Raw genomic sequence first — 22573 nt, forward strand, 5'->3', positions numbered from 1 at the left:
TGGCGCCCGCGGCCCGCGCGGACCCAAAACCGCGGCAGCCGTACGAACCGGAACCCGCGACCGCCGCACGAACCGGAAACCCCGGCCGCGAGCGCGACCCTATTGGGGATGGACCCGTTCGACTCGGCCAGTGAGCCGGACCGAGTCGCGCGACGGGGACGAGCCGCCGACCCCGACGGGAGGCTGACGTGGCCGAGACCACCGACCGTCGCGAGCGCCTGCTGTGGACGGTCGCCATCTTCGCGTTCGTCACGACCGACGCCGTCGGCTTCCAGCTCCGGGGCGCGCTGCTGCCCAGCATCGAGGAGAGCTTTCAGGTGTCGCAGGGACTGCTCGGGCTCGTCGCAACCGCGGGCACGCTGGGGTTCGTCGCCTCGGTGCTGGTCGTCGGGCTGGTCGCCGGCCGCATCGACATCTACCGCGCGCTGGTGGGCAGCGCCGCCGTCGTCGCCGTCGGCGCCGTCCTGACGGGGATCGCGCCGGTCTTCCTCGTCTTCCTCGCGGCCCTCTTTCTCCGCGGGGTCGCCACGGGGCCGTTCCGCGCGCTCGACCGGGCGGTGCTGGGCCACCTCTACCCCGACGGCCGCGCCCGGATCTTCAACCGCTACGCGCTGGTGTGGGCCGCCGGCGCCGCGGCCGGACCGCTGGTCGTCACCGCCGCGCTGGCCGCCGGGAACTGGCGGTTCGCCTACGGCGTCGTCGCCGCGGGCTTCCTCGTCTCGACGGTCCTGCTCGTCCGCCTGGACCTCCCCGACTCGGTCGCCACCGAGCGGGAACTCACCCTCGACGACCTCCGGGAGGTCCTCCGCGAGCCCGCCGTCGCCGGGATGACCGGCGTACTCGTGTTCAACGGCGGCATCGAGGGCACCCTCTTCACCTGGCTGCCCTACTTCGCCGCCCGGCAGCTCCCCGCGGCGGAGGCGAACCTCGTCCTCTCGACCTTCCTCGCGGCGTACGTCCCCGGCCGACTGGCCTACAGCTACCTCGCCGACCGCACCGGCCGCACGCTTGACCTCGTGCTCGTGACGCTGACGCTCACGATGCCCGCGCTGCTCGCGACGATCTACCTCGCCGACGGCCGCTGGCTGTTCGTCGCCGTCTTCGCGCTTGGCCTGGTGATTTCGGCGACGTTCCCGACGCTGTCGGCGTTCGGGATGAACGCCGCTCCCAAGTACAGCGGCCCCGTCAACGCCATCTCGACGAGCGCCGGCTACGTCGGCATCGCGCTCGTCCCACCGCTGGTCGGCCTGCTGGCCGAGCGGGTCGGCCTCCGCGCGGCGCTCGGGATCCTGCCCGCGTTGCTGGTCGCCATGCTCGTCGTCGCCGGGGTGACCCGGGTGTACCAGGCCCGCCGCGGCGCGCCGACGTAGCGAGGCGGGACCGACCGTTCGACGGGCGGAGCGGACTCGGAGTCCCCCCGCGTCGAGGCGAGCGGGACGGGCCGGTCGCGGGGCGCGACGAGTGCTTCAAACTCTCGTTTGAGCGTTCATCACGGCCTTTTGAACCGTCTCCGAACCCGGAGGTATGCCGACCGACAGAACCAGGCGCTGGCTGCTGCGCACGGCCGCCGCCTCCGCCGCGACCGCCCTGGCGGGCTGTCGCGCCGACGAGGGGGACCCGGACCGGGAGAGCGACCGACCCGAACCGGCGGCGAGTCCGGGCGCGGACCCGACGGCGACACCCTGCCCGGACACGCCGACGGAGACGCCGGAGACACCCCCGCCCGTCGACACCGACCGTGAGCGCATCGACGACTGGCAGTACGACCCGACGCCGACAGCGACCGCCGCCCACGGCGGCGGGACCCACACCGCCACGCCGATGGCGACCGCCACGCCAACCGGGGGGAGCGTCGGGCTCGCCGCGGGCGGCGCGAAGGACGTGGGGACCTTCCGCCGCAACGTCGAGGAGGGCTACCTCCCGCTGCCCGAGAGCCTGAGCTACGAGGGGCTGTTCTACGACTACTACTTCGAGACCGGCGACCCGGGGCCGCTCTGCGGCGCGACGTTCGGCCCGGCCTACGCCCCGGCGGTGACGGCCGACCCCCTCTCGGGGGAGACCGAGCGGTACCTCACGGTCGGGCTCAACTCCGGGCTGGCGGCCGACAAGTTCGAGCGCAAGCGGCTCAACCTCGTGGTCGTCGTCGACGTCTCCGGGTCGATGTCCGATGCGTTCGACGACTACTACTACGACCGCCACGGTAACGAGCGGACCCCGAAGGGGGACACCGACCGCGAGAAGATCGAGGTGGCCCGCGAGGCGCTCGTTGCGCTGACCGAACAGCTCCGGCCGGGCGACCGCCTCGGGATCGTCCTCTACGACGACGAGTCGACGGTCGCGAAGCCGCTCCGACCGGTCGCCGCGACGGACATGGACGCCATCCGCGAGCACGTCCGCGAGGACATCGAGGCGGGCGGCGGCACGCGGCTCTCGGCGGGCGTGGCCGACGCGACCGACCTGCTCCGGGAGTACGACGACGCCGACCGCTCCGTCTACGAGAACCGGACGATCGTGTTGACCGACGCGATGCCGAACCTCGGCGAGACCGACGCCGGCGACCTGCGCGGGCGCCTCGCGGACAACGCCGACCGGGGGCGCTACACCACGTTCGTCGGCGTCGGCGTCGACTTCCACGCCGAACTCGTCGACGCCATCACGTCGATCCGGGGGGCCAACTACTACAGCGTCCACTCGGCCGACGAGTTCACCCGCCGGCTCGGCGACGAGTTCAAGTACATGGTCACCCCGCTGGTGTTCGACCTCGAACTCACGCTCGATGCCGCCGGCTACGACATCCGCCGGGTCTACGGCACCTCGGCCGCCGAGGAGTCGACCGGCCGGATCATGCGCGTCAACACGCTGTTCGCGTCGCCCAGCGAGGGCGGCAAGTCCCGCGGCGGCGTCGTCCTCGCGCAGGTCGACCGCAAGTCCGCCGACGCCGCGCTGGACCTCACTGTCAGCTGGACCGACCGCAGGGGCCGCAGCCACGAGAACGCGACGCGGGTCCGGTTCCCCGACGCCGACCCGGACTACTACGCGAACACGGGCGTCCGGAAGGCCGTCCTGCTCTCGCGGTACGCCGACCTCCTGAAGAACTGGCTGGTCGCCGAGCGGGAGGCCGACCGCGAGACGCCGGGGCCCGACGACGGCATCGAGGTGCCGCCGCCGGAGCACGAACTCGGCGAGTGGGAACAGCAGTCGGAACCGCTGACGGTGAGCGACACCTACGAGCAGCGCATCCGGGAGTTCCGCGAGTACTTCGAGTCCGAGGCCGAGGCCATCGGCGACGAGACCCTCTCGCAGGAGGCCGAGACGATGGCGACCATCCTCGAACAGGACGACGACTGACGAGAAGCGGTGGCGCGCGCTGTCGCGCGCTTTCATGCGCGCGACCGGAGCCGCGCGAGGGATGAGCGAGTGAGTGAAACGAACGAGTGAATCGGCTGGGGAGGCGTGTGGCAGTCTGCGGTGCTGTGCGTGCGGTTGCGGTGCGGTGTTGTGCGGTTGCGGTCCTGGCGGACTGAAAGGGCGAGGCGCGCTCGCGCCGATAGTCGCCTGAGCGGGCACTATCCGCGCGAGTGCGGCGCGGTGCTGTTGTCCGAGCGCGGATATGTCGCTCAGCGACCGCGAGCGGGCCGAGGGCTTTCATCACCTGGTGTCTCCTGTGGCCGGAACGACTCAGAGCGGGCGGGTCGAGAGCGTTCGACGCCCCCCAGTCCGCACTGCAGACACTGATATCGCCCCGAGCCCCGAAGACTGATACAGGGGCGTAGCCTACCCCCGATCGATGCTGCTGGTCCTGTGCGTGGACCTCGACGACGACCTCGGTCGGAAGACCGGCGTCGAGACGCCGGTGGTCGGCCGCGACGCCGTCGAGGCCGCGGCCGTCGACCTGGCGACCACGGACCCCGAGGACAGCGACGTGAACGTCCTCTTCGAGGGGCTGCACATCGCCGACCGGGTCACCGACGAGTCCGTCGAGGTGGCGGCGGTCACCGGCGTCGACGGCAGCGACGTGGCGGCCAACCGCGCCGTCGGCGAGGAGCTCGACGAGGTGCTGGCGGGGCTGGCCACGGGCGAGGACGTGCGTGCGATGGTCGTCACCGACGGCGCCCAGGACGAGTCGGTCCTCCCCGTGATCCGCTCGCGGGTGCCCATCGACGGCGTCCAGCGCGTCGTCGTCCGGCAGGCCCAGGACCTCGAATCGATGTACTACACGATCAAGCAGGTGCTCGACGACCCCGAGACGCGGGGGACGATCCTCATCCCGATGGGGATCCTCCTACTCATCTACCCGCTGTCGCTGCTGGCCGAGCGCCTGGACATGCCCGGCGCCGTCTTCGGCGTCACGTCGGCGCTGATCGGCTTCTACCTGCTGTCGCGGGGGCTGGCGCTGGGCGAGCGGCTCGACGCGTTCGTCGAGCGGGTCCGCGAGGGGCTCTACGCCGGGCGCGTCTCGCTGGTGACCTACCTCGTCGCCGGGCTGTTGCTGATGATCGGCGGGTTCACCGGCGCCCAGACGGTCCAGGACCTCCAGTCGGCGCCCGGCGACGCGCTGACCGCGATCGAGGTGATCGCGGCGCTCGTCTACGGGTCGCTGCGCTGGTTCGCGGCCGCGGGCGTCACCAGCAGCCTCGGCCGCGTCGTCGACGGCTACATCGACGGCGAGTTCGAGTGGCGCCACCTCAACGCGCCGGTCTACGTGCTCGCCATCGCCTTCATCCTCCACGGCGTCTCCAGCTTCGTCCTCGCGTACGGCGACCTGTCGTATCTCGCCTTCACGCTCACCGGCGCGACGCTGCTGGGCCTGGCCAGCACCTTCGCGTTCGCGCTCGCCGAGTCGCGGTTCGGCGGCCGCGCCAGGCCGACCTGACGGGCCGCGTCGGCGACGGCCCGGGTCCAGCCGACCGGAGCCGCCCGGTCCCGCCGATCAGATGCCGCTCCACCCGGCGGCGAACGACAGGTCGACCTCGTCCCCGTCGACCGTCACCGTCCCCGCCAGCCGGGTCTGTCCCCCGCGGAGGTCAATCAGGTCCCCGCCGGTCGGCGGCTCGCGCCCGACCGCGACCGAGCGCTCGTCGCCCCCGCCCCGGAGGCCGACGTACAGCGACTCGCCGGGTTCGAGCGCCCCGTCGAGGGTCACCGGTCGGCCGGTCCGGTTGTGGCGGACCGTGAGTTCGGTCCCCGCCGGGATCGGCGCCTCGCCGGTCAGCGTGACGTTCAGCGCGGTGCCGTCCGGCGTCTTCTCGACGACGCCGCGGGGGATCCGGTCGAGCCACGGCGGCCGGGGCACCGCGTCGACCCCCCACTCGTAGTCGAAGTCGTAGGTGTCGGCGACCGACTCGTTGTCGCCGACCTCGCCGGTCAGCCGGTGGATGCGGCCCGCGTCGTCGACGAGCATCCGCCCGGTGTAGTGGCCGGTCCCGGCGGCCTCCTTCGTCCCCGTCATCCGGAGCTCGTACAGCGTCCGGCCGCCGGACTCGGTGGTCCCGACGGCCCGGTAGTTGCTCGTCGCCATCCGGACGCCCAGCGCCAGGACGATCCCGCCGGTCGGCCTGGACGGCATCGCCGTCGTGTTGGACGCCGACTCCATCTCGTAGGGCGCGCCGAGGAGCGTCCGGTTCGTGACGAGCACGCCCTCGGTGTACCAGTCGACCCCCCGGTCGTCGCGCCTGTACTGTTCGCCGTCTGCGCTGTAGATCACCTGCGTGTCGTTCCCGTTGCGGTGGGCGAGTCGCCAGCCGGAGCGGTTGGTCGCCTCGAAGTGGGCGATCAGCAGCGCCGTCTCGTTGACGCTGCCGTCCTCGCGGACGCCCGGGGGCAGCGACTCCCCCTCCTCCGGCGTCGCCCGCGCCGCCGGCGTCAGCGTCGAGAACGGCGTCGCGGTCGGGTCCGGTGTCGACGCCGCGCTCGCCGACCCGGTTCCGCCGCCGTCGCCCGTCCCGGGCGCGTCGGTCGCGGTACGCTCCCCCGGCGCCGCGGTACCCCCGCCCAGCGCCCCGCAGCCCGACAGGACCACCAGCGCCGCGGCGGCCAGTGTCATCCATCGGTCACGTCGCATACCACGAGTCGGCACCCGGGTCGGTGTAATCCGTTTCGGTTCTCCGGCGACCGTCCCCCGTCCGCGGTCGGGGAACCGCAGTCACCGCTCGCGCGCCTGAGTCACCAGGAAGCCGCAGCCGGCGATCACGAGGACGACGCCGCCGACGAGCAGGGTTCCACTCCCGGTCGCCGTCCCGAGGACGATGCCCGTCCACGCGAGGCCGAAGACGGCGTGGGCGAGCGCGAACAGCCGTCGGCCCCGGCGATAGAAGACGGCCGCGCCGAGCAGCAGCGCGGCCGCGAGGACGACCGCCGAGAGCGCGACCGGCCGGACGCGCAGGCCACCGACCGCGAGGGGGCCGACCAGCGGTTCCAGCAGGAAGGTCAGGCCCGCCAGGCCGACCAGCGCCCCGACGGCGACCGGTCCGACTTCGAGGTCGAGCGCCGCGCTCACGCCGCCCGCTCACCTCGCCGGTGTCGTCCCGTGGCGGCCGGCCGCCGGGCGGATCGACGCGTCCGTGTCACGCCGTGCCGTTGGGCCCGGATCGGGGTGAACGTTCCGCCCCGCTGGCGCCGACTGCACGGCCGCGACGCCGCCCGTGACGCGCTCGCGCCCGGCGACGGTACTTTTATCGCACGCGGCCCGCTACCCGCGGTCGTGTCAACGAACGGACGAGGGGGCGTCCGGGCGAGCCGCGACGGGCCGCGCCAGCGGCGGCGGTCGGTCGCCCGGGGGGTTCGGAACCGTCGATGACGGACGGGGGCGCGGGCGGGGCGGCGGGCGGAACCGCGGACGGGAACGTCCCGGACGCGGTCCGGGCGCGCCGGTGCGTTGCGGTGGCGGTCGCGGACGGCCGCGTCGTCGACGCGACGGCGACACTCGTCGACGCCCTGGGGGTCGACCCCGCGGTCGCAGCGGGTAGAGCGGACTTCTACGACGGACTCGCGACCGCGGCGACCGACCCCGGGGCGGCCGAGCGGGTCGCGGCGGCGGCCGCCGAGGGAGCGGCGACCGACGGGACCGCGGTGGCGGTCGGGACTGACGCGGGTCGGCGGGTGTACCGCCACGCCGCCGCGCCGTGTCCGGCCGACTCGGCGGCCGACCGGGTGGAGCTGTTCGAGGACGTGACGCGGCTCCGCGACCGCGACGACGGGCTCGACACCGTCGAGACGCTCGCGGAACGCGTCCGCGACGGGCTCCTCGCGACCGACGGCGAGGGGCGGGTCGCCTACTGCAACGAGTCGTTCGCGTCGCTGCTCGGCGCCGAGCCGGCGGCGCTCGTCGGGCGACCGGTCGACCGGCTCGTCGCCGAGGACGAGCGGGCGGCGTGGGCGGCTACGGTCGCCGAACTCGACCCCGACACGGAGCTGACACGCGAGTTCGCGTTCCGGTGGGGCGACTCGCGGGTCCGGCTGTCGGTCGCGCTGACCGGGCGGCCGGCGGGGGGCGTCCTCGGCGCGGCGCGCCGTCCCGACCGGCCGTCCGGGCGGGCGGGTCGCGCCGATCGGTACCGGCGGCTCGTCGAGAGCGCGGCCGACCCGATGTGGGTCGTCGACGGCGACGACCGGATCGCGCTCGCCAACGAGGCGATGGGCGAGTTTCTCGGCGTCGACCCCGCGGCCCTGGAGGGCGTGCCCGCGACCGACCCCGTCCCGGACGCGGCGGCCGAGCGGATCGCCGCGGCGCTGGAGACGGTCCGCGCGGGCGACCGCCGCCGGTGGCACGACACCGAGCTGCGGCTCCCGGACGCCGACGGGCGCGAGCGGCGGTTCGAGGCGACGTTCGGGCCGGTGCGGGCCGACGGGGCCGTCGTCGGGACGGTCGGCACCTTCCGCGACGTGACCGAGCGCGAGCGCCGCCGCCGGGAGCTCGAACAGCTCCGGCGGCTGCTCGCCGGCGTCGTCCGGACGGACGTGGGCGAGGGCGTCCGCGAGATCGGCGACCTGGCCGACCGCCTGGTCGAGCGCGTCGACGGCGAACCCGCGGCGCTGGCGGCGGCGATCGGCGAGCGCGCCGACGCGCTGGCGGACCTCGTCGCCAAGACCGCGGCCGTCGAGCGCATCGTCGACACCGACCCCGAGCCGACGGCCGTCGCGCTCGACGAGGCCGTCGACCGGGCGGTCGCCGCCGTCGACCCGCCGTCCGCGACCACCCTCGATGTCGACGCCCCGTCGGTCGACGTGTGGGCCGTGCCGGTCGTCGACCTCGCCGTCCGGAACCTCGTCGAGAACGCCGTCGAGCACGGCTCGACGAGCCCTCCCTCGCAGGCTCAGCAGGACGCCGTGGAACACAGTTCCACGAGCCGTCGGCCGGGGGCCGACGACGCCGTCGAGCACGGCTCGACGAGCCCTCCCTCGCAGGCTCGCGAGGACGCCACCGCTCACGCGGGAGCGGCGCCGACCGTCTCGGTGACGGGGACGGTCGACGAGCGGTCGGTGACCCTCTCGGTCGTCGACGACGGCCCGGGGATCCCCGACGCGGAGCTGGCGGCGCTGGAACGCGGCGCCGAGACGGCGCTGGACCACGGCAGCGGCGTCGGCCTCTGGCTCGTCGAGTGGGTCGTCGCCAAGTCCGGCGGCGACCTCTCGTTCGAGACCGACGACGGCACCCGGGCGACGGTCCGGTTCGACCGCGCCGACGGGCTCGGGGGGCCGATGGCCGGCGGATCGGCGTCCGACACGGCCGGGCCCGAGGACGCAGACGTGCGCGTCTGTCACCTCGACCCGGACCGCTCGGCGACGGCGCGGATCCGCGAGGCCGCCGCCGGCGTCGGCCCGACCGTCGCCGTCGAGCGCGCCGAGGGGGTCGACGCCGCGGTCACGGCGCTCGACGCCGGCCGCGTCGACTGCCTGGTCACCGACTGCATCGACGACCCCGACTGGGACCGCCTCGCCGCCGCGGCCGACGGGGCCGACGCCCCCGTCGTCTGTTACGCCGGCGCCGCCCACGCCGGGATCGACGGCGAGCGGCTCGCCGCCGTCGACAGCCTCGTCGAGAAGGGGACGGGCACCGCACCGGCGACCTTCCTGGTCGAGAAGGTCCTCGCGCTCGTCGGGGTCGGCGGCGACGCCCGACCGACCGGCTCGGCCGACGCGCCGGCGGAACCGACCGCCGGCGCGTCAACTGACACGGACGGTACAGACAGCCCTGACGACGGGAGCGACACCGCGGTCGGATCCGCTGGATCCGCCGTCGGCTCGGCCGTCCGCGTCGTGGCGGACAGTGGGACGGCGACCAGCGTCCCGGACGGCCACCCCGGGTTCGCCGACGCGACCGACCCGCCTGCTGGCGGCGAGGCCGCGGCGGTCCGGACCGAGGCCGACGGGACGGACCGGCGCCGCGTCGGCGAGTGGGCGCTGTCGCTGACGGCCGGCGGCGACGGCCTCCGGGTGCGCTACGCGCGGGACCTGACGCCGCTGGCCGCCCGGGAGCGGCGCCGCGCGCTGCTGGCCGCGCTGGTCGACCACGCCCGGGACCGCGTCTCGGTCGTCGACGCGAACGGCGAGGTGGTCTACCACAACGAGGCGTTCGCCGAGGCGCTGGGCTACGCCGACATGACCGGGACCCACTCGGCGGAGTTCATGGCGCCGGGCGAGCTGGAGAAGGGACAGCTGGCCGTCCAGCGGCTGCTCGCGACGCCGGAGCTGGACAGCGAGGTCCTCGACGTGGCCTTCGAGACGGCCGACGGCGAGCGGGTCACGCTGGCGCTCCAGTTCGCCGTCCGCCGCGAGGACGGCGAGTACGCCGGCGTCGTCAACGTCGGCCGCGAGGCGACCGGCGGGGCCGCGGACCCGCGGCTCGAACGCGCCCGGACGCTCGTCGAGAGCGCCGGCGACCCGATGTTCGTCGTCGACGCCGACGGCCGGCTGACGCTGGTCAACGAGGCGCTCGAACGCCTGCTCGGTCGCCCCCGCTCGGCGCTGCGGGGCACCCACGTCCGGGAGGCCTTCCCGACCGTCGGTGCCGCGTGCGACGGCGGGAGAGCCGACGCCGGCGGCGGGGAGCGTCCGGGCGGTGTCGACGACGGGAACCCGGGCGACGAGTCGGATCGCGGCGGCGACGCGGACGCCGACGAGTGGTGGCGACCGACCGGCGGCGACCGGACCTTCTGCGCGCGCGTTCGCGGCGCCGACGGCGACCGCCACCGCTACGAGCTGACCGTCGTCGATCCCGATTCCTTCGAGGGCACCGTCTGCACCTGCCGGGAGGTCACGGCCCGCGAGCGCCGCGCCGAGGAGCTCGCACGGCTCAAGCGCGTGCTCGGGCGGGTCCTCCGGCACAACCTCCGCAACGAACTGACGCTCGTGACCGGCCACGCCCAGCTCATCGCCGACGCGCTGGCCGACCGGGACGGCGACGACGCCGGCGACCCGCTCGCGCTGGCGCGGTCGATCCAGCGCGCGGCCGACGGCCTCGCGGCGACCGCGACGACGGCCCGCGCGGCCGAGCGGGCGCTCGAACGGGACGAAACGCGCCCGCAGTCGCTGTCGACGGTCGTCGACGCGGCCGCGGAGGCCGCCGCCGAGCGCCGTCGACCCGTGGCGGTGTCGGCGGCCGTCCCGTCGGAGTGTGCGGTCGTCGCCCCGCCGTCGATCGCGACGGCCTTCGAGGCGCTGTTCGGCGCGCTCGCCCGGGGCAGCGACGCCGACGAACCGACCCTCCGGGTCCGCGCGGCCGAGGCGGACGGACGGGTCGAGATCCGCGTCTCGCTCCCGAACGCACGGGTCGACCGCGGCGCCGTCGAACCGTTCACCGCGCCGCCGGCGGTCACCCTCGACCGCCACCGCGACGCGGGCGCCTGGCTGTTCGCCTGGGCCCTCGACCGCTCGGGGGGGAGCGCCCGCGTCGACGGCTCGGGCGACGGTCCCGCCGTCGTCGTCTCGCTGCCCGCCGCGGACGGCCCGCCGGCGGCGTCGTCCACGGCCGAGTGACCCGCCCGCGACCGCCCGTCTCCCGATAGCAACTCACATAGACCTGGCAACTGATCGATCGGTATGGGCGGGTTCACCTTCCGTGGGTACTACGGCCTGCGAGCGACCGGCGGAGCGGTCGCCGGGCGGTCCGACGGCGGAGCGGCGACCGCCGAGGCGGCGACCGACCGGACGGCGAGCGGCCAGGCGGCGAGCGCCGTGACCGCGGCCGGCGTCGCCGCGACGACGGACGGCCTCCCGTCGCTCCCGGCGCGGCTGGGGGCCGTCGACCCCCGGCTGGCGTCGCCGGTCGGGACCGCACAGGACGCCGAGGACAACGTCTGGCTCGCCGACTCGGGCCACAACCGGCTGCTCGTCGTCGGCGACGACCTGGACCGGCTGCTCGCCGTCGTCGGGGCCACGGGGCCACAGCCGGGGCGGTTCGACCTCCCGATGCGGCTGGCCCACCACCCCACCGACCGCGCGGTCTACGTCGCCGACACCGGTAACGGCCGGATCCAGCGGCTCGACTACGCGTACGACGGCGACTGCCCACAGGTCACTGCCGTCGACCAGTTCGCCGCCGACGACCCGTTCCACCCGAACGGCGTCGTCGCCCACGCGTACCCCGACGGCGTCCGGGTGGTCGCGGCCGACGAGTTCTACCGCGAGGGGTCGGACCTGCGGGGTCGGCTGGTCGTCTTCGACGAGACGGGCGAGCAGGTCCGGTCGATCCGCGCGGTCGGCGAGGACAACCCGACGCCGCTGTACTGGCCACAGGGTCTCGACGTCGACGACGAGGGCCGGATCTACGTGGCGAACACGGGCTACGGCGTCCTCCACGACGGGCCGACCGGGCCGCCGAAGCTCGCGACGGTCGTCCGCTGCGACCGGACCGGCGCGGCGGCGCCCTTCGAGGGACTGTCCGACGAGGTACTCGCCGAGCTGCCGATGCCCCGCGACGTGGCCGTCGTCGGGTCGGGTGCCGACGCGCAGATATTCGTCCCCGACGCGGCGACCGGGCGGGTCCACGTCTACACGAGCGTCGGCATCGCCGACGGCGTCGTCCCCGAGGACGGCGAAGACATCCGGGCGAACGCCGCCATCGAGGACGGGATCGGGGTCCCCCGCGACGGCCGCCGGCAGGAGGACGATGCCGCTTCCGGGGGCGATGCCGTCCCGGGCGACGGCGGTCAGGAGCGGTTCCGGGGACCGGTCGGGATCGCCGGGTTCGAGGGGGTCTCGGTGCCCGACTCGGACGCCGACGACCCGACGCTGCCGGTGCTGACTGCGGAGGCGCTCGCGGGGCGGGTCGGCGCCTACGCCGTCGACATCCACACCGAGTCCGCCCGGCGGCTCGGGACCGTCGGCGCCCCGCGGGACCGCCCGGGGGAGTTCGCCGTCCCGACCGGGTCGGTCGTCGTCGCCGACCCCGACTCGCCGCTCGACCGGTGTGCGCTCGTCGGCGACGGCGCGAACGGCCGCCTCGGGTGCGTCGCCCTCGGCGCGGCTGGCGGCGCCGACGACTCCGTCACCGACGGCGGGCGGGCCGCCGACGCGGAGAGCACCCGCGGTCGCCGTGCGGGCCGCCGGGGCGGCCGCGTCGACGCGGTGGCACTCCCGGCGACGCGGTTCCCGTTCGGGCTGGCCTACTGGCCCGCGGGGACCGGCGGGGGCGGCCGGCTGTTCGTGACCGACTACACCGCCCACTACCGCGACGCCGACAGGAGCGGCCAGGTCCACGTCTACGCCGTCGACGAGGCGGTCGGGGAGGAAGGCGAGGGTGCCGGCGCCGGCGTCTCGCTCACTCTGGTCGACTCGTTCGGCACCTGGGGGATGGGCGACGGCGAGGTGAAGCTCCCGCGGGGGATCGCGGTCGACCCGCGGGGCGACGGCGTCGCCCGGGTCTGGGTCGCCGACTCGGCGAACGGTCGGATCGGCGCCTGGGACTACGACCGCGTCCTCGACAGTGCACGGGTGCGGGGCGACCGGGGCTGTTTCGGCTACATCGACGGCGGCTTCTGGAACCCCTCGGACGTGGCCGTCGGCGACCGGGGCGTCTACGTCGCCGACGAGAACAACAACCGCCTCCAGCGCTTCGACGGCGAGGAGTGGCACCCCGTCGGGGAGCCGGGCTACGGCGGCGGCCGCGAGTTCCTTCTGCCCATCTCCGTCGCCGCCCGCGACGGCCGGCTGTTCGTCCTCGATCTGGTCAGTCGCTCGGTCCGGGTGTTCGCGGAGGACGGGGACGCCGAGGGCGGGCTGCGGCCCGTCGACGAACACCGGGCGTTCGGCGGCGACGCCGCCGCCGGGGAGCTGTGGCTGCCCTACCTGCTGTCGGTCGGCGACGTGTCCGGAGCGGGCGTCGACGTCGTCGTCCCGGACTCGACGCTGCACGTCGCACAGCACTACACCTGGTCGCCGGAGTGAGCGGCGAGCAACGGACCGCAAAAAACGACGTGAAAACGGTGACTGCGTCTACGCCAGGTCTTCGATGCTGTCGACGACGGCGTCGCTGTACTCGGTCGTCGAGACCTTCTCGGCGTCGTCGAGGTTGCGGGCGAGGTCGTAGGTGACGGTGCCCGAGGAGATGGTCTCCTCGACCGCGTCGCGGACGAGGTCCGCGGCGTCCTTCCAGCCCATGTAGTCGAACATCAGGCGGCCGGAGAGGATCATCGCGGTGGGGTTCGCCTGGTCCTGGCCGGCGCGCTTGGGCGCGGAGCCGTGGACGGGTTCGGCGAGCACGCGGGCGTCACCGAAGTTGGCGCCCGGCGCGATGCCGAGGCCGCCGATCTGGGCGCCGGCGGCGTCCGAGAGGTAGTCGCCGTTGAGGTTCGGCATGGCCAGCACGCCGAACTCGTCGGTCCGGAGCTGCATCCACTGGAGCATCGCGTCGGCGAGCCGTTCCTCGACCATGACGGCGCCCTCGGGGATGTCGATCTCCTCCTGGGTCTCCCACAGCGAGTCGGGCGCGGCGAAGACCTCCTCGTCGGGGTACTCCTCCTCGGCGACCTCCATGCCCCACTCGGAGAACTGCCCCTCGGTGAACTTCATGATGTTGCCCTTGTGGACCAGGGTGACCTTGTCGCGGTCGTGCTCGATGGCGTAGTCGATGGCCTTGCGGACGAGCCGCTTGCTGCCCTTCTCGGTGATCGGCTTGATGCCGATGCCGACCGGGCCGTCGTGGATGGTCGAGTCGAAGCCCATCTCCTCCTCGACGAACTCGCGGACCTGCTCGACCTCCTCGGTGCCCTCCTCCCACTCGATGCCGGCGTAGACGTCCTCGGTGTTCTCCCGGAAGGTGACCATGTCCATCTCCTCGGGCGACTTCATCGGGGAGGGGACGCCGTCGAGGTAGTAGGTCGGCCGGACGTTCGCGTAGAAGTCCAGCGTCTGGCGCAGGGCGACGTTCAGCGAACGGAAACCCGCGCCGACGGGCGTCGTCAGCGGGCCCTTGATCGCGACGCGGAACTCGTCGATGGCGTTGACGGTGTCGTCGGGCAGGTTCTCGTCGTACTTCTCGCGGCCGGACTCGCCGGCGAAGACGCGCATCCAGCTGATCTCCCGGCCCGTCGCCTCCGCGGCGGCCTGGAGCACCTTCTGGGCGGCCGGCCCGACGTCCTTCCCGATCCCGTCCCCGTGGATGATCGGGACGATCGGGTTCTCCGGAATGTCCAGCTCGTCGGCCTCCTCGTCGACGACTTCGATCGCCGTTCCGTCAGACGGAACCTCAACCCTGTCGTACTCGTATCCCATACGCCGCCATTCCACGTTCGGGCCTAAAGGACTGCCGTTTTCCCTGAGGGAGTTTCGCCGGAACGAACCCCGTCGAACGCCGAATCTGTTCGGGATCGTCGAACGTGATTTCGACGATGCCCGAGGGATGTGTCGACGATCCCCGCACGCCGGACGAAACGGGTCGAAGGGGCGCGGTACCGGAACCGGTCGGGGGACCGCGGCGAGCGGGCGCTCGCGGGAAACCGCGGGACACCGAACTTATGGCCACGGGGGCGACAGGACCAGGTATGCAGATCATCGCCCACGGCGGGGCGGGGTCGCCGCCCGAGGAGCCCGCCGACCGCCAGGCAGTGCTGGACGAGGCCGTCGCCCGCGGGGCCGAGGAGTCGGACCCGGTCGCGGCGGTCTGTGCGGCCGTCCGCGTCCTCGAAGTCGACCCGTCGTTCAACGCCGGCGTCGGCGGCGCCGTCCAGAGCGACGGGGCGATCCGCACGGACGCGGGCCTGATGACCGCCGACGGCGACGCGGGGGCGGCGGCCGCGATGCCGGGCGTCTGCCACGCCGTCGAGGTCGCCCGGGCGGTCGCGGCCGAGACGCCCCACGTCGTGCTCGCCGGCGAGCGGGCGGTCTCGTTCGCCGGCGCCGTCGGCGTCGAGACGGGGCTCGACCTGTGGACCGACCGCACCCGCGAGCGATGGGGCGAGGCCGAACCGCCCACCGACGACGCCGAGGCCCACCTCCGGTGGGTCCGCGAGCACTTCGCGAGCGACGAGCGCGAGGGCGACGGGAGTGGCGACGACGATCCCGAAACGGGTGACCGACCGGCGCGAGCCGACCCCCACGACCACGACACCGTCGGGGCGGTCGCCCGCGCGGGCGAGGAGATCGCCGCCGCGACCTCCACGGGCGGGCGCTGGCTCGCGCTGGCCGGCCGGGTCGGCGACGTGCCCCAGGTCGGCGCGGGCTTCTACGCCTCCGAGGCGGGCGGGGCGAGCGCGACCGGCGCGGGCGAGGACATCGCCAAACAGGGGCTGGCCCGCCGTGCCGTCGGCCTCCTCGAACGGGGCGCCGACGCGGAGACGGCGGCACGGCTGGCGATCGAGGAGTTCGACGACGCCGCCGAGGGCGACGCCGGGATCATCGTCCTCGGCGCCGACGGGAGCGTCGGCGAGGCGTACAACAGCCCGGCGATGCAGACGGCGCGAGAGGGGTGACGGCCGGACCGCTCGCGGGGCTACCCGCCCGTCTCCAGCCGGATCCCGTAGAGGATGGCGAGCGTGCCCAGTAGCTGGCTCACCTCGGAGACGGCGCCGACGCCGAGTTCGACCGGCCGCGAGGAGCCGACGACGAGCGTGGCGACGAACCCGAGCCACGGGACGACCATGATCAGCACGAAGCCGGCGGCGACGAAGGCCATCGCGCGGCTGCCGGTCCGCTGGTACCCCCGGTAGGCGATGTAGCTGATGAGGACGCCGACCAGCGCCGAGGTCAGGTCGATGCCGAGCAGGGCGAGCTCGGCCCACGCGAGGCTGGTCTGGAGCGGCGCGAGCGCGGTCGCGGGCGGTGTCGGTGTCATAGGTCTTCGATGAGTCGGGTGAACGCGTCGGCCATGCTGTCGCGGCGCTCGACGGAGACCTCGAACCCGTCGTCGGTCACGTCGACGGTCACGCGGTCCAGCGCCGCCTCGTAGGTGCTGTGGTGGCCGCCGTCGTCGAGTTCGGTGTGCTCGACCACGAGGTCGCGGGCCGTCAGCTCCTCGATCCGGCGGTAGACCGTCGTCTCGGAGACGCCGCAGCGGTCGGCGATCTCCGCGGCCGACAGCGGCTCCCCGCGCGTCGCCAGGAGCAGACACCGGACGGTGTCGTCCGCCAGCAGGGCCGCGAGCGACTCGACCTCGTCGTCCGCGCTCACGGTCCGGGCGTGCGGGCCGGGGTCACTAAATACCGGGCGCTCACCCGGAGCGGCGCCGCGATCGGGGGACAGTCGGATCCCGACACGTCCCCGTCATGCGCCGTTGCCCTCCGCGGACTGGCGGGGGAGGACGACGTTCACGCGGTAGAGCAGTCGCGCGACGACGAGGAGGATCGCCGCGGTGAGCGCGAGGTTCGCCTCGTCGGGCAGGTAGCCCGCGCCGGTGGCCCCGGCGACGACGGCCACGGCGAGGCCGACCCGGATGACGGCGTTGCCGACGACGTTTCCGACCGCGTCGGGGTCGGCCGAAGACGTGCGGTCGAACCCGGCGATCAGGAACGTCCAGCCGCGGACGGCGATCAGGTACCCGACGGCGACGAGCGCGCCGCCGAGCGCGACCGATACAGCGCCGCTGGGGAGGGCAGGCGTCATATCCGGACGTACGCCGGGAAGGGACATAAGCCGTGGCGGCCGGCCGCAGGCGGTGCGGCCGACCGCAACCTATTTCAATCGGGATCGGCGGCACGACCCCGCCCGCGTCGACCGCGGGGCCGCCCCCGCGACACAGAAACCCTTTGACCGCAGGGCGCAAACCGCGAGCCATGAGCGTCGATCTGGACTCCGAGCAGTACGAGAAGTGCCGGGAGGCCGGCGAGATCCTCGCGCAGGTGCGCGACGAGGCCGCCGAGCGGTGCGAGGTCGGGACGGGCTACCTGGAGATCAGCGAGTGGGCCGAGGACCGCATCCGCGAACTCGGCGGCGAGCCCGCCTTCCCCGTCAACGTCAGCGTCGACGAGGAGGCCGCCCACGGCGCCGCCGGCCCCGACGACGACCGCGAGATCGGCGAGGACCTCGTGAAACTCGACATCGGCGTCCACATCGACGGCTGGCTCGCCGACACGGCCGTCACGGTCGACCTGGCCGGCGAGTCGGAGCTCACCGAGGCCTCGGCGGAGGCGCTCGACGCCGCGCTGGACGTGGTCGAACCCGGCGTCGAGACGGGCGAGATCGGCGCCGTCATCGAGGAGACCATCGAGGGCTACGGCTACAACCCGGTCGTCAACCTCACCGGCCACGGCCTGGGCCACTGGGAGCAGCACACGACGCCGAACATCCCGAACCGGGCCGTCGAGCAGAGCGCCGAACTCGAGGTCGGCGACGTGGTCGCGGTCGAGCCGTTCGCCACTGACGGCGGCGGCAAGGTCCAGGAGGGCAGCCAGGAGGAGATCTTCGCGCTGGAGCGCGAGGGGTCGGTCCGCGACCGCACCGCCCGCCAGGCGCTCGACCAGATCACCGAGGAGTTCCGGACGCTCCCCTTCGCCGCCCGCTGGCTCGACGTGCGCCGCCCGAAGATGGCGCTGCGACGGCTCCAGCGCCAGGACATCGTCCACGGCTACCCCGTCCTCAAGGAGGACGAAGGACGGATGGTCAGCCAGAAGGAACACACGGTCATCGTCACCGAGGACGGCTGCGAAGTGACGACGCGGAGTCGGTAGGGGCCGCACATGGGTACGATATTCGTCGCGTACGGCGGCGAGGGCCGCGAGTCGGTGCTGGCGTTCGCCGCCGAGCGGGCTCGCGAGACGGGCGAGGACCTCTACGTCTACCACCTGCGGGAGCTGGTCGAGGAGACGGTCGACGTGCGCGGGGAGGTCGAGGCGACCCTCGACCGGACGGCGCCCGGGGTCGACGCGGACGTCGCCGTCGAGAGCGCCGCGGACGACGAGGCGGGTCCGTCGACGCGCCAGCGCCTCGCCGAGGTGGCCGCCGACCCCGACCGCGACTGGACCTGCGTCGTCATGGGGAACGTCGAGCGCGGCGCGGTCGAGGAGTTCGTCCTGCCGAGCATGACCGAGGCGGTGCTGGAGACGCGGGCCGTGCCGGTCGTGCTCGTCCCCGTTTGATCCGCTTTCTCCGGGTTTATCCCGGGCGAGACCGTCGGACCGCACATGTCACGGATACTCGTCACCGGCGGCCTCGGTGGCTCCGGGCGATGGATCGTCGACCGACTGGCCGAGGACGGCCACGAGGTCATGTGCGTCGACCAGCGCTTCGCCGAGAGCGAGCGCCCCAACGTCGACGTGCGGGTCGCCGACCTCGCCGACCGCGGCGACGTGTTCGACCTCGTGGGGGCGTTCGACCCCGACGCGGTCGTCCACTGGGCGGCCATCCCGGACCCGATGGACCACCCCGGCGGCGAGGTCTTCGAGAACAATATCGTCTCGACGTACAACGTCCTCGAAGCCGCGGGGCGGGCCGACGCCCGCGTCGTCTGGGCCTCCTCCGAGAGCGCGCTCGGGTTCCCCTTCGCCGCCGAGACGCCCGCGCCCGACTACCTCCCCGTCGACGAGGACCACCCGCTCCGGCCGGAGGACCCCTACGGCGTCTCCAAGGAGGCCGGCGAGGCCCTCGCCCGGACGACCGTCCGGCGCCACGACGTGCCGGTCGTCTCGATCCGCCCCTCGTGGATCCAGTACCCCGGCGAGTACGTCTGTCTCGGCAACGAGCCCCCCGAGGAGGGCGTCGGCAACTTCTGGAGTTACATCGACGTGCGCGACATCGCGTCCATCGTCGTCGCGGCGCTCGACGCCGACATCGAGGGTCACGAGGCCGTCTTCGCCGTCGCCGACGAGAACTACGCCGACCGCTCCACGGCCGAGCTGTTCGAGGAGCAGTTCGGCTCGGTGCCCGAGCCCTGCGACCTCTCGGGCGACGAGTCCTCGATCTCGAACGCGAAGGCCGCAGACCTGCTGGGCTGGGAGCCCACCCACTCGTGGCGCGAGGCCGCCGACGAGGACGTGGACGGGCCGACGGTCTGAGGCCGCGTTCCTGCGGCGCGAGCCGACTCACCCCTCTTTCTCTTCGCCGGCCGGGTCGTGCGCGATGGCGAACAGGAACCCCGAGAGGAAGAGCAGTTCGTTGCCGAGGTACACCCCCAGGATCGGGTCGACGATCCCGACGATAGAGGCCGGGAGCGCGACGCCCAGGACCGCGAGCACGAGCGCGAGAATCGCCGCGATCCCGGCGAAGATCCGCGTGACGGCGCCGCAGACGTAGCCGACGGCGAACACGAGGATCGCTTCGAGGAGTCCCATAGCCGTCCCGACGCCCGGCCGTTCCAAAGCCCTTCCGACGGGCGACCGTGTCAGGCGGTGGCGCGCCTGGGAAACGGTTTTGCTCCGGTCCCGTCATGCGCCGTACATGCCGACGCGCGTCCGGGAGGTGACGACCGACGAGGGGTGGGACGAGGCGGTGCCGATACTCCGCCAGCTGTGGAGCCACGTCGACGACGCGTTCGTCCGCGGCTGGCGCGAGGAGGACGACTACCGGCTGTTCGGGCTGTACGAGACCGACGGCGGGGACGCGGCCGACGGGACGGGCGCCGGGCCGGACGGGACGCTCGTCGCGGTCGCCGGCGTCTCGGTCCAGCGGGTGCTCCACCACGAACGGCACCTCTGGGTCCACGACTTCGTGGTCGACGAGCCGCGCCGGGGCGAGGGGTTCGGGAGCGAGTTGCTCGACTGGCTCGACGGGTGGGCCCGCGACCGGGGCTGCGAGAACCTCGCGCTGGCCTGCTGGGCCGAGAACGACGAGGGCCGGGCCTTCTACGAGTCGGAGGGGCTGGACGTGTGGGGGCAGGTGCTGGAGCGCGAACTATAGGCCGATGTCCGGTCCGGCGTAGGCGATGTAGACGCCGATGGCGGCGCCGGCGGCGTAGCCGAGGCTGCCGAGCGCCGCCCGCTCGACGGGGTCGCCGGCGACGAGGACGCCGAACAGCGTGACGGCCCCGGCGCCGGCGACGAACGCCGCCGCGGCCGCCCGGAGGGGACGCGTTCGGGAGGAGGGGGACATACCTCCCGCATCGTTCCCGCCGGTCAATAGGTTTTTACTATCGGTCGCGGACCGCGACCGCGAGCCCGTCGGGGTTTAGTGGGTCGGCCCCGCAGGGCCGGCATGGACCAGGTCTTCGCCCCGTGGCGCATCGAGTGGGTCGAGCGCGAGGGGGGCAACGACGACGTCGACGGCTGCGTCTTCTGTGCCTTCGCCGACGGCGACCCCGCCGAGGACCGCGACCGGCGGGTCGTCGCCCGCTCGGAGGACGCCTTCGTCCTCCTGAACAACTACCCGTACAACCCCGGTCACGTGATGGTCATCCCCCACGCCCACACCGGCGACTACCGCGACCTGGACGACGAAGTCCTGCTGGACCACGCCCGGCTGAAACAGCGGACCTTCGACGCGCTGGAGGAGGGGATCGGTCCCGACGCCTACAACGCCGGGCTCAACCTCGGCGGCGGCGCCGCCGGCGGCTCCATCGACGACCACCTCCACACCCACGTCGTCCCGCGCTGGGAGGGCGACACCAACTTCATGCCCGTGATCTCCGACACCCAGGTCATCGTCGAGGCCGTCGACGACACCTACGACCGCCTCCGCGCGGCGTTCGCCGAGCAGGACGGCGCCGAAGTCACCGGTGAGGACCGCGCCGTCGAGTTCACCGACTGACCCCCGAAACGTTTACCTGTCGACCGATTGACTCGCGAGTGTGAAGGTCGTCCGTCGCACGTGAGCCGACTCCCGACTTCGCCCCGCTCGCAAACCGAACAGAGAGGACTGTGCCATGACGGACGACACGACAGCGACCGACGCATCGACAGGCGAACGCACGACGACCGAGACGGACGCAGACGCGGACTGGCCGCCCACCGACGATGGGCTGGTCGCTCTCGCCGACCGCCTCCGTGAGCGGACGCACGCGCTGGAGACGACCGATCCCGCCGCAGACCTGGCGGACCTCGACCCGCTCGTCGAGCGATTGCGCGACGCCCGCGTGGTCGGCCTCGGCGAGGCGACCCACGGGACGCGGGAGTTCTTCCGGCTGAAACACCGACTCCTCCGTTTGCTCGTCGAGAGACTCGACTACCGGCTGTTCGCGCTGGAGGCCAACTTCGCCGAGACGCTCGCCATCGACGAGTACGTCGTCCACGGCCGCGGCGACCCGAGAGACGCGCTCGACGGGATCTACTTCTGGACGTGGGACACCGAGGAAGTGCTCGCGCTCGTCGAGTGGCTCCGCGAGTTCAACGACGGCCGCCCGGTCGAGGACCGGGTGCGGTTCTACGGCGTCGACGCGCAGTTCACGGCCGGACCGGCGGGGGCGCTCCTCGACTTCTTCGACGGCCGCGACGCCGAGTGGCCGGACGAGCACCGGGACACCCTCTCGATGCTGGCCGACGAGGGACTGAAGGCCGACGACCCGGACGAGCCCGCCGACGAGCGAGTGGCCGACGCCGAGGCGGCGGTCGACGCGCTCGGGACGTGGTTCGACGAACGGAGCGACGACGCCGTCGCGCTGCACCGCCGCCACCTCCGGACGCTCGACCAGGCCGTCGGCGTCAACGCGGCCGAACACGACGACGACGTGGCGACGATGGCCACGCGCCGCGACCGCGCGATGGCCGACAACGTGGCGTGGATGCTCGACCACGAACCGCACGACCGCGTCGCCGTGTGGGCGCACGACGGTCACCTCCAGCGCGGCCCCCGCCGGATGCAGTGGGGCGAGGCGCCGTCGATGGGGAGCCACCTCGCGGACCGTCACGGCGACGACTACTACGCCGTCGGCTTCGACTTCGGCGGCGGCGAGTTCCAGGCGATGGTCGAGACCGACGACGGCCACGAGCTGGCGGTCTGCTCGCTCGACCCGCCGCCCGCGGACGCCGCGACCCGGCTGTTCGCGGCGGTCGGGGAGTCGTGCCTGTTCCTCGACTTCGACGGGGCGACCGACGACGAGCGCCTCGCGGCGTGGTTCGACGACGAGCGGTCGGTCCGCTCGCTCGGGGCCGTCTACGACGCCGACGGCGAACCCGACAGTGCGAACGCCAGCTATCGCCTTCCCGAATACTTCGACGGGCTGGTCTACGTCGCGGAGACGGCGCGGGCGCGACCGATCGAGCGGGACTGAGCCCCG

At 73.6% G+C, this 22573-nt stretch carries 20 protein-coding genes; 12 read left to right on the top strand and 8 right to left on the bottom strand.

Annotated features, from left to right (window positions below; translation table 11 throughout):
• Positions 1-188 precede the first annotated feature (188 nt).
• The 3 genes from E3328_RS13910 to E3328_RS13920 all read left to right on the top strand — a co-directional run bounded on the left by E3328_RS13910 (position 189) and on the right by E3328_RS13920 (position 4873).
• A complete protein-coding gene (locus E3328_RS13910) occupies positions 189-1370 on the top strand; it encodes an MFS transporter (RefSeq protein ID WP_135365234.1) in 1182 nt (393 codons plus the stop codon).
• A 154-nt stretch (positions 1371-1524) separates the two neighbouring features.
• Complete coding sequence (locus E3328_RS13915) at positions 1525-3348, top strand: vWA domain-containing protein (protein ID WP_135365235.1); 1824 nt, start codon at positions 1525-1527, stop codon at positions 3346-3348.
• A 439-nt stretch (positions 3349-3787) separates the two neighbouring features.
• A complete protein-coding gene (locus E3328_RS13920) occupies positions 3788-4873 on the top strand; it encodes a DUF373 family protein (RefSeq protein ID WP_135365236.1) in 1086 nt (361 codons plus the stop codon).
• A gap of 57 nt (positions 4874-4930) precedes the next feature.
• Here the strand turns inward: E3328_RS13920 and E3328_RS13925 are convergent, their stop codons facing one another.
• Both E3328_RS13925 and E3328_RS13930 read right to left on the bottom strand, forming a co-directional pair.
• The gene (locus tag E3328_RS13925) at positions 4931-6061 is read right to left on the bottom strand and encodes a hypothetical protein (protein ID WP_135365237.1); all 1131 of its coding nucleotides are present in this window, start codon (positions 6059-6061) and stop codon (positions 4931-4933) included.
• Positions 6062-6142: 81 nt separating this feature from the next.
• The gene (locus tag E3328_RS13930; protein WP_135365238.1) at positions 6143-6496 is read right to left on the bottom strand and encodes a hypothetical protein; all 354 of its coding nucleotides are present in this window, start codon (positions 6494-6496) and stop codon (positions 6143-6145) included.
• 296 nt (positions 6497-6792) lie between these two features.
• Between E3328_RS13930 and E3328_RS13940 the strand changes: the two genes are divergently transcribed.
• Both E3328_RS13940 and E3328_RS13945 read left to right on the top strand, forming a co-directional pair.
• Positions 6793-10974, top strand: a complete 4182-nt coding sequence (locus tag E3328_RS13940; protein ID WP_167837403.1) for a PAS domain S-box protein — start codon at positions 6793-6795, stop codon at positions 10972-10974.
• Between the two features lie 63 nt (positions 10975-11037).
• On the top strand, positions 11038-13383 hold the full coding sequence (locus E3328_RS13945; protein WP_135365240.1) for an NHL repeat-containing protein: 2346 nt from the start codon (positions 11038-11040) through the stop codon (positions 13381-13383).
• Between the two features lie 48 nt (positions 13384-13431).
• On the opposite strand, the gene icd is transcribed toward E3328_RS13945, so the two are convergent.
• Positions 13432-14709: an NADP-dependent isocitrate dehydrogenase gene (gene icd / locus E3328_RS13950; protein ID WP_135365241.1), complete on the bottom strand. Its 1278-nt coding sequence runs from the start codon at positions 14707-14709 to the stop codon at positions 13432-13434.
• A gap of 269 nt (positions 14710-14978) precedes the next feature.
• On the opposite strand from icd, the gene E3328_RS13955 reads away from it, so the two are divergent.
• Positions 14979-15905, top strand: a complete 927-nt coding sequence (locus tag E3328_RS13955) for an isoaspartyl peptidase/L-asparaginase (RefSeq protein WP_135365242.1) — start codon at positions 14979-14981, stop codon at positions 15903-15905.
• A 20-nt stretch (positions 15906-15925) separates the two neighbouring features.
• Here the strand turns inward: E3328_RS13955 and E3328_RS13960 are convergent, their stop codons facing one another.
• From E3328_RS13960 to E3328_RS22055, 3 genes are all read right to left on the bottom strand, one after another.
• Positions 15926-16267, bottom strand: a complete 342-nt coding sequence (locus E3328_RS13960; RefSeq protein ID WP_135365243.1) for a DUF7521 family protein — start codon at positions 16265-16267, stop codon at positions 15926-15928.
• Positions 16264-16602, bottom strand: coding sequence for a winged helix-turn-helix domain-containing protein (locus tag E3328_RS13965; RefSeq protein WP_167837404.1), 339 nt, complete (start codon positions 16600-16602; stop codon positions 16264-16266). The genes E3328_RS13960 and E3328_RS13965 overlap by 4 nt, the downstream gene beginning before the upstream one ends.
• Before the next feature lie 93 nt (positions 16603-16695).
• Positions 16696-17034, bottom strand: a complete 339-nt coding sequence (locus E3328_RS22055; RefSeq protein ID WP_167837405.1) for a DUF3784 domain-containing protein — start codon at positions 17032-17034, stop codon at positions 16696-16698.
• 170 nt (positions 17035-17204) lie between these two features.
• Between E3328_RS22055 and map the strand changes: the two genes are divergently transcribed.
• The 3 genes from map to E3328_RS13985 are packed head-to-tail and all read left to right on the top strand — an operon-like array spanning position 17205 to position 19421.
• Positions 17205-18098: a type II methionyl aminopeptidase gene (gene map, locus E3328_RS13975; protein WP_135365245.1), complete on the top strand. Its 894-nt coding sequence runs from the start codon at positions 17205-17207 to the stop codon at positions 18096-18098.
• Positions 18099-18107: 9 nt separating this feature from the next.
• Positions 18108-18506: a universal stress protein gene (locus tag E3328_RS13980; protein ID WP_135365246.1), complete on the top strand. Its 399-nt coding sequence runs from the start codon at positions 18108-18110 to the stop codon at positions 18504-18506.
• A 45-nt stretch (positions 18507-18551) separates the two neighbouring features.
• Positions 18552-19421, top strand: coding sequence for an NAD-dependent epimerase/dehydratase family protein (locus E3328_RS13985; protein WP_135365247.1), 870 nt, complete (start codon positions 18552-18554; stop codon positions 19419-19421).
• Between the two features lie 27 nt (positions 19422-19448).
• On the opposite strand, the gene E3328_RS13990 is transcribed toward E3328_RS13985, so the two are convergent.
• Positions 19449-19697 (bottom strand): hypothetical protein, encoded by a 249-nt coding sequence (locus E3328_RS13990; RefSeq protein ID WP_135365248.1) that lies wholly within the window; start codon positions 19695-19697, stop codon positions 19449-19451.
• A 106-nt stretch (positions 19698-19803) separates the two neighbouring features.
• Between E3328_RS13990 and E3328_RS13995 the strand changes: the two genes are divergently transcribed.
• Positions 19804-20262, top strand: coding sequence for a GNAT family N-acetyltransferase (locus E3328_RS13995; RefSeq protein WP_135365249.1), 459 nt, complete (start codon positions 19804-19806; stop codon positions 20260-20262).
• Here E3328_RS13995 and E3328_RS14000 read toward each other — a convergent pair.
• Positions 20257-20454 carry a hypothetical protein gene (locus E3328_RS14000; protein ID WP_135365250.1) on the bottom strand — a complete coding sequence of 66 codons (198 nt, stop codon included), beginning with the start codon at positions 20452-20454 and terminating at the stop codon, positions 20257-20259. The genes E3328_RS13995 and E3328_RS14000 overlap by 6 nt on opposite strands.
• A gap of 102 nt (positions 20455-20556) precedes the next feature.
• Between E3328_RS14000 and E3328_RS14005 the strand changes: the two genes are divergently transcribed.
• Both E3328_RS14005 and E3328_RS14010 read left to right on the top strand, forming a co-directional pair.
• Positions 20557-21108, top strand: coding sequence for an HIT family protein (locus E3328_RS14005; protein WP_135365251.1), 552 nt, complete (start codon positions 20557-20559; stop codon positions 21106-21108).
• Positions 21109-21223: 115 nt separating this feature from the next.
• Complete coding sequence (locus E3328_RS14010) at positions 21224-22567, top strand: erythromycin esterase family protein (protein WP_135365252.1); 1344 nt, start codon at positions 21224-21226, stop codon at positions 22565-22567.
• Positions 22568-22573: the final 6 nt, after the last annotated feature.

This window comes from Halosimplex halophilum (assembly GCF_004698125.1).
GTDB lineage: Archaea > Halobacteriota > Halobacteria > Halobacteriales > Haloarculaceae > Halosimplex > Halosimplex halophilum.

Excerpts from the sequence above, each read along its gene's own strand:
- E3328_RS13915 (WP_135365235.1), top strand. The coding sequence starts at position 1,525 with ATGCCGACCGACAGAACCAGGCGCTGGCTGCTGCGCACGGCCGCCGCC.
- E3328_RS13920 (WP_135365236.1), top strand. The coding sequence starts at position 3,788 with ATGCTGCTGGTCCTGTGCGTGGACCTCGACGACGACCTCGGTCGGAAG.
- E3328_RS13925 (WP_135365237.1), bottom strand. The coding sequence starts at position 6,061 with ATGCGACGTGACCGATGGATGACACTGGCCGCCGCGGCGCTGGTGGTC.
- E3328_RS13940 (WP_167837403.1), top strand. The coding sequence starts at position 6,793 with ATGACGGACGGGGGCGCGGGCGGGGCGGCGGGCGGAACCGCGGACGGG.
- E3328_RS13945 (WP_135365240.1), top strand. The coding sequence starts at position 11,038 with ATGGGCGGGTTCACCTTCCGTGGGTACTACGGCCTGCGAGCGACCGGC.
- icd (WP_135365241.1), bottom strand. The coding sequence starts at position 14,709 with ATGGGATACGAGTACGACAGGGTTGAGGTTCCGTCTGACGGAACGGCG.
- E3328_RS13955 (WP_135365242.1), top strand. The coding sequence starts at position 14,979 with ATGCAGATCATCGCCCACGGCGGGGCGGGGTCGCCGCCCGAGGAGCCC.
- E3328_RS13960 (WP_135365243.1), bottom strand. The coding sequence starts at position 16,267 with ATGACACCGACACCGCCCGCGACCGCGCTCGCGCCGCTCCAGACCAGC.
- E3328_RS22055 (WP_167837405.1), bottom strand. The coding sequence starts at position 17,034 with ATGACGCCTGCCCTCCCCAGCGGCGCTGTATCGGTCGCGCTCGGCGGC.
- map (WP_135365245.1), top strand. The coding sequence starts at position 17,205 with ATGAGCGTCGATCTGGACTCCGAGCAGTACGAGAAGTGCCGGGAGGCC.
- E3328_RS13980 (WP_135365246.1), top strand. The coding sequence starts at position 18,108 with ATGGGTACGATATTCGTCGCGTACGGCGGCGAGGGCCGCGAGTCGGTG.
- E3328_RS13985 (WP_135365247.1), top strand. The coding sequence starts at position 18,552 with ATGTCACGGATACTCGTCACCGGCGGCCTCGGTGGCTCCGGGCGATGG.
- E3328_RS13990 (WP_135365248.1), bottom strand. The coding sequence starts at position 19,697 with ATGGGACTCCTCGAAGCGATCCTCGTGTTCGCCGTCGGCTACGTCTGC.
- E3328_RS13995 (WP_135365249.1), top strand. The coding sequence starts at position 19,804 with ATGCCGACGCGCGTCCGGGAGGTGACGACCGACGAGGGGTGGGACGAG.
- E3328_RS14000 (WP_135365250.1), bottom strand. The coding sequence starts at position 20,454 with ATGTCCCCCTCCTCCCGAACGCGTCCCCTCCGGGCGGCCGCGGCGGCG.
- E3328_RS14005 (WP_135365251.1), top strand. The coding sequence starts at position 20,557 with ATGGACCAGGTCTTCGCCCCGTGGCGCATCGAGTGGGTCGAGCGCGAG.
- E3328_RS14010 (WP_135365252.1), top strand. The coding sequence starts at position 21,224 with ATGACGGACGACACGACAGCGACCGACGCATCGACAGGCGAACGCACG.